General features: G+C 71.5%; 6 protein-coding genes and 1 pseudogene. 3 read left to right on the top strand and 4 right to left on the bottom strand.

Annotated features, from left to right (window positions below):
• Window positions 1–379, top strand: a 379-nt coding sequence (locus tag BKN37_RS25525; protein ID WP_131823698.1) for a DUF2064 domain-containing protein, incomplete at its 5' end; no start/stop codon positions are given.
• Here the strand turns inward: BKN37_RS25525 and BKN37_RS25520 are convergent.
• The 3 genes from BKN37_RS25520 to BKN37_RS25510 form a co-directional block, all read right to left on the bottom strand.
• Window positions 351–1706 carry a hypothetical protein gene (locus BKN37_RS25520; protein ID WP_071029900.1) on the bottom strand — a complete coding sequence of 452 codons (1356 nt, stop codon included), beginning with the start codon at window positions 1704–1706 and terminating at the stop codon, window positions 351–353. The genes BKN37_RS25525 and BKN37_RS25520 overlap by 29 nt on opposite strands.
• A gap of 125 nt (window positions 1707–1831) precedes the next feature.
• Entirely contained in the window at window positions 1832–2794 is a 963-nt protein-coding gene (locus BKN37_RS25515) for an NAD(P)H-dependent flavin oxidoreductase (RefSeq protein ID WP_071029898.1), read from the bottom strand.
• A gap of 2 nt (window positions 2795–2796) precedes the next feature.
• Window positions 2797–3195 (bottom strand): tautomerase family protein, encoded by a 399-nt coding sequence (locus BKN37_RS25510; RefSeq protein WP_071029895.1) that lies wholly within the window; start codon window positions 3193–3195, stop codon window positions 2797–2799.
• A 115-nt stretch (window positions 3196–3310) separates the two neighbouring features.
• Here BKN37_RS25510 and BKN37_RS25505 point away from each other — a divergent pair, with 115 nt between their 5' ends.
• Both BKN37_RS25505 and BKN37_RS25500 read left to right on the top strand, forming a co-directional pair.
• The gene (locus BKN37_RS25505) at window positions 3311–4195 is read left to right on the top strand and encodes a LysR family transcriptional regulator (protein ID WP_071029894.1); all 885 of its coding nucleotides are present in this window, start codon (window positions 3311–3313) and stop codon (window positions 4193–4195) included.
• Window positions 4196–4300: 105 nt separating this feature from the next.
• Entirely contained in the window at window positions 4301–5191 is an 891-nt protein-coding gene (locus BKN37_RS25500) for a hypothetical protein (RefSeq protein ID WP_071029892.1), read from the top strand.
• A gap of 18 nt (window positions 5192–5209) precedes the next feature.
• Here the strand turns inward: BKN37_RS25500 and BKN37_RS28130 are convergent.
• A pseudogene (locus BKN37_RS28130) lies at window positions 5210–5358 on the bottom strand (o-succinylbenzoate--CoA ligase); the annotation flags it as partial.

The following is a 5358-nucleotide window of genomic DNA, read 5'->3' as shown; positions in this document are numbered from 1 at the left end:
CGCCGACGCCGCCGACGGGCGCCCGGTGCTGCAGATCGGGATGGACACCCCACAGGCCGGCCCGGGGCTGCTGGCCGCGTGCGCGCGGGCGCTGCTGGGCGCCCCCGCGGTGCTGGGGCCGGCCCGCGACGGCGGCTGGTGGCTGCTCGGGGTGCATCGCCCCGCCGACGCCGACTGCCTGCGCACGGTGCCGATGTCGCGCCCGGACACCGGGGCGTTGACGGTACAGGCGTTGCGCAACAACGGGATCGAGGTGGACTACGTCGATGAACTCGCCGACGTCGACACCGTGCAGGACATCGTCGCGGTCCGGGACCGCTGCCCGCCGGGCAGCCGGTTCGTCGCGGCCACTACCAGTTGGTCAGGATCAGGTGGTTGATCAACAGCGCCCCAAGCACGTTGAGCGCCAGCCACAGCCGGTGTGACCGCCGCGGCAGCAGCGCCGGGGCGGCGGTCAGCCACACGGTGAACGGCAGCCAGATCCGTTCGGTCTCGGCCTTGCTGAGCATGCTCAGATCCGCGCACACGATCGCGATCAGCGCGGCCAGCAACAGCAGGTGCGGGCCGGAGCGGCGCCGGATCGCGGCGACGTCGAGCACCCGGCCCAGCCCGGCGACGCTGCCCAACCCGATCGCGCACACCACCGCCGCCAGATTGCCCCACACCCAGTAGCCGAACGGCCGGATGTTGGCGACTCCCTGCCAATAGCGTTGCTGCACCAGGGTGTACCCGTCGAACCAGCAGAAGCCCGCGGGGGTGAACACCGCCGCGACCGCCAGCGCGGTCACCGCGGCCGCGGCCAGGGTGCGCAGCGCGGTGCGGGCGTCGGTGGCGCAGGCCAGCACCGCGGCGGCCGGCAACGCCAACAACGTCAGCCCGTAGTTGAGGTACACCGCCCAACCCAGCAGCAGGCCCGCCCCGGCCGCGGTCAGCAGCGGCGCGCGGGGGTGGCCCCGCACCGCTACCGCCAACAGCGCCAGACCCCACGCCGCCACCCCGGCGAAATACCCGTCGGCGGAGACCGCCACCCAGATCGCGGTCGGCGCCACCGCGACGAACGGGGCGGCTCGGCGCGCGGTGGCCTCGTCGCCCAGCACCTGCAGCGCGACCAGGATCGCGGCCGCGGCGCTGGATCCGACCAGCAGACACAGCAGCCCGGCCCACGCCCCACCGCCCAGGCCGAGGCGGTCCAGCCACACGAACGTCAACAACGCGCCCGGCGGATGCCCCGACACGTGGGTGACCCACGAGTTCGGCTGGAAGTCCAGGATCCGGCCGGTAAAGGTGCGCAGCGTCGCGGGGATATCGGTGATGCCGGGCACCTGATGTAGGTACTCGTGCGGGTCGGTCAACCGGCCGGTGAAGCCGCGCCGCCAGCCGTCGATCATGGCCAGCGCGAACGCCCAGCCGCACGCCGTCGCCCAGGTCGCCCAGGTCAATCGCCGCCACGCCAGCCGCTGCGCCAGGTCCGGCCCGTAGCGCACGGTGGCGGCCCCGAGCACCACCGCCGGGATGCTGCCCCACCCGACGTGCGGTTTGCGCTGCCCGAACAGCGGTGCGGCGTCGCCGAAGGTCCGCCGCAGCGCCGGCAGGTCGGTGTCCACCGGGGTGAGGCTGCCCCAGCCCAGATGCGGCACCACGAACGCCGCCACCACCAGCGCCAGGCCGACCGCCACCGCGATCGCCTCGCCGCGACCGATTCGCATAGCCGCCAAGCCTATGGGGCACGCCGTTGGCCCACGGGGCGTGCCCTTGGGCCCACCGAGATCGACGTTTCCGGGCGAAAACGCGGGTGCGGCGCACGGAAACGTCGATCTCGGCGCACGGCACGTCACGGGCGGTTCAGGATTCGGGTGGCGTCGCACACCATGTGCCGCACGATGTCACCGGCGGCGGCGACGTCGTGGATGAGGCCGACGGCCTCGCCGGCCAGGATGTGAGCGACGTCGAAGTCCTCTGCGGCCAGGGCCGCCTGAAAGGTAGCCACCGCCTCGGGCAGGTCGGCCAGCAGCTCGGCCTCGTTGCCGTGCCAGCGCTGCAGGAACGTGTTGCGCAGCGCCCGCTCATCGTAGTGGGCGGGCCAATCGAGTTGCCGCACAACGTCGTAGACGCGGGTGCGGATGGTGTCCTCGCCGCTGGCGTGGATGGCGTGCTGCTGTGCGCGGGGTGACACCAGCGCCTCCGCGGACGCCCAGAACCGGGTACCGACGAGGACACCGTCGGCGCCGAGCGCCAGCGCCGCCGCCAGCCCGCGGCCGTCGGCGATACCGCCCGCGGCCAGCACGAAGGTTTCCGGCGAGCCTTCGGTGACGAGGTCGACGACGGCGGGAACGAACGTGAGCGTGGAGCGCGACGTCATCCCGTGACCGCCGGCCTCGCTGCCCTGCGCCACGAGGACGTCGGCGCCCGACCGCAGCGCGTGGTGGGCCTGGGCCAGGGTCTGCACCTGGCAGATGAGCGGAACCCCGGCGTCGCGGATGGCGCCGGCGAAGGCCGCCGGATCACCGAAGGACAGCATGATCGCCGCGGGCCGCCGCCGCAGCGCGACATCGAGCACCTCCGGGTGACGGGCCAGGCTCCAGGTGATGAACCCGCAGCCGACCCGGGCGTCGTCGGCGAGCGCGAATTCGCGCCGCAGCCAGTCCGCGTCGCCGTAGCCGCCGCCGAGCAGGCCGAGACCGCCGGCCCGGGTGACCGCCGCGGCCAGTCGGCCGCCGGAGATCTCGGCCATCGGCGCCAACACGATCGGGTGTTCGATACCGAAGAAGTCGGTGAGTCGGTTGCTCAGCGACACCGCTACGCCCCCTGGAGTTCTCCGGTGAGAAACTGGGCCCGACCGTGGCCGAACGACCAGTCCTCATCGCCGTTTTCGGTGACCGAGACGATCACATCGGCGGGGTCCAGGCCGCACCGGTCGGCAAGCTTGCCGGCCAGCAGGTCATAGAACCGCTGCTTCTGCGCGCGGGGGCGTCGGCGGCTGATCATGTGCACGATCACCAGCCGCGCCGAGCGGGTGATACCCAGGCCGGTGTCCAACGCGACGACCTCGTCGGCCCGGTGCGTGCGGACCACCTGGTAGCGGTCCCGCGGGGGCACCGCGAACGCCTCCAGGACGGCCTCATGGATGGTGTCCAGCACGGCGTGGACCTCGGCGGGTGTGCGGCCCTCAATGAGATCGACGTAGATCAGCGGCATCGGTTGTTCTCCCAGTCTCGGCGACGGGCCGGGGTGAGCCCGTCGTGCTTTCGACGCTAGGCCGGGAAATCGCGACGGTGAAATGCCTGCTGTCGAGGATCTATGCTTGCCAGGCATGAGCGGGGATCGGGTCGAGCTTCGCCACCTGCGGGCGTTCGAGGCGGTGGCTCGACTCAAGTCGTTCACCCGCGCCGCCGACGAACTCGCCATCACCCAACCGGCGCTGAGCCGCACGATTCAGCAGCTGGAAAAGGCGTTGGGGGCCACGCTGCTGGACCGCAGTTCCCGCCAGGTCGCGGTGACCGCGGTGGGCCAGGACTTCTTCGCGCACGTCGAGCGGATCCTCGCCGAGCTGCAGCGCGGGGTCGCCGCGGTGCGCCGGCAGTCCAGCCTGCGGCTCGGGTTCTCCTGGCTGCTGCCCGACCCGTGGGCCCAGCACACGGTGGCGCGATTCGAGCAGGACACCGGGACGACGGTGACTCTGGTCCGCACCGACGATGCGGTGGCCGCCGTGCAACAAGGACGAGTCGACGTTGCCGTGGTGCGGGGACGGGTGGGGTCCACCGCCGTGCGGGTGGTGCCGCTGTTCACTGAGTCGCGGGTCGCGGTCTGTTCGGTGCACTCGCCGCTGGCGGACCGGTCGGAGTTGGACTGGGCCGAGGTGCCGCAATGGCCGCTGGTCGTCAACACCGCCAGCGGCACCACCGGACCGTGGTCGTGGCCGGCCGACGAGGGGCCGAAAACCATTGTGGAGACGACGAATTTCGACGAGTGGCTGGAATCGGTCGCCGCCGACCGCGGCATCGGCGTCATCCCCGATGTGGCCATGCGGCGCAACGTTCACCCCGGGGTGCGGTTCATCCCGTTGCGACGAGCACCCCAAAGCCCGGTCATGCTGGCCTTTTTGCCGCATGCCCGCAACGCGATACTGCGCCGGTTCGTCGAAGCAGCCCAGTCTGGCGTGTGTACAAGCGGCGTACGAGGTGATCGACATGGCTAGCACTCCGGCCCGCCGAGATCGACGTTTCCGGGCCAAAGTGCGGGTGGGGCGCCCGCAAACGTCGATCTCGGCGGGGTTGTCGGTGCCGGTGGGCATGATGCCGCCATGGGGGAAGTGTTTGTTGGCAGTGAAGCCATTGAAGCCGGCCTGCTCACCGACAACGACCTGCGCCGCCGGTGCCGGCCGATCTTCCGCGGCGTGTATATCCCGCGGCAGCAGGAGCCGTCGCTGCGCGACCGGACGGTGGGCGCCTGGTTGCGCACCCGACGCCGCGGCGTGATCGCCGGTGTCGCGGCGTCGGCGTTGCACGGCGCCCGCTGGGTGGACGCCGACATCTCCATTGAGCTGATCGCACCCCATGTCCGTCCGCAGCGCGGGCTGGTGGTGCGTGACGAGTCGCTGGGTGGCGACGAGATCACCAAGGTCGCCGGTCTGCCGGTGACCACCGCGGCGCGCACCGCCTACGACCTGGGGCGTCACCTGCCGCGCAACCAAGCCATCGCCCGGCTGGACGCGCTGACGCGGGCCACCCCGTTCTCCACCGAGGATGTCCTGCTGCTGGCCAAGCGCCACCTCGGCGCGCGGGGTGTGCAACGGCTGCGGGCGGCGCTGCCGCTGGTGGACGGCGGCGCCGCGTCACCGAGGGAGACTTGGCTGCGGCTGCTGCTCATCGACGCGGGTTTTCCGGTTCCGTGCACCCAGATCCCGGTACTGAAAGGCTTTACGCCGGTGGCGTTTCTGGATATGGGGTGGAAAGAGTTCATGGTGGCCGCCGAATACGACGGCGACCAACACCGCACCGACCGAGCAAGCTACCGCAATGAGCATTGGCGCCGAGAGTACGTCGACGAGCTGGGCTGGCTGGTGGTGCGGGTGATCAAGGAAGACCGCCCCGACTACATCATCGAGCGCGTCGACCGGGCGATGCGGCGACGCGGCTGGCACCCAGATCGACGTTTCCGGGCGAAAACGCGGGTGCGGCGCACGGAAACGTAGATCTCGGCGAAAGACGCGTCACGCATCCCCGCCGAACCGGCGGGCCAACGCCACCCGGTCCACCTTGCCGATGCCGCGGCGCGGCAACGCGTCGAGCAGATGCAGTTCGCGCGGCGCCGCGGTGGCGTCCAGCGCAGCCGCCACGTGCGCGCGCAGCGCCTCCAGGG

The sequence above is a fragment of the Mycobacterium talmoniae genome (genome assembly GCF_001854525.1).
GTDB classification, from domain to species: domain Bacteria; phylum Actinomycetota; class Actinomycetes; order Mycobacteriales; family Mycobacteriaceae; genus Mycobacterium; species Mycobacterium talmoniae.
Note: the sequence above shows the minus strand (reverse complement) of the source record. Positions and strands in the feature narration are given on the sequence as shown.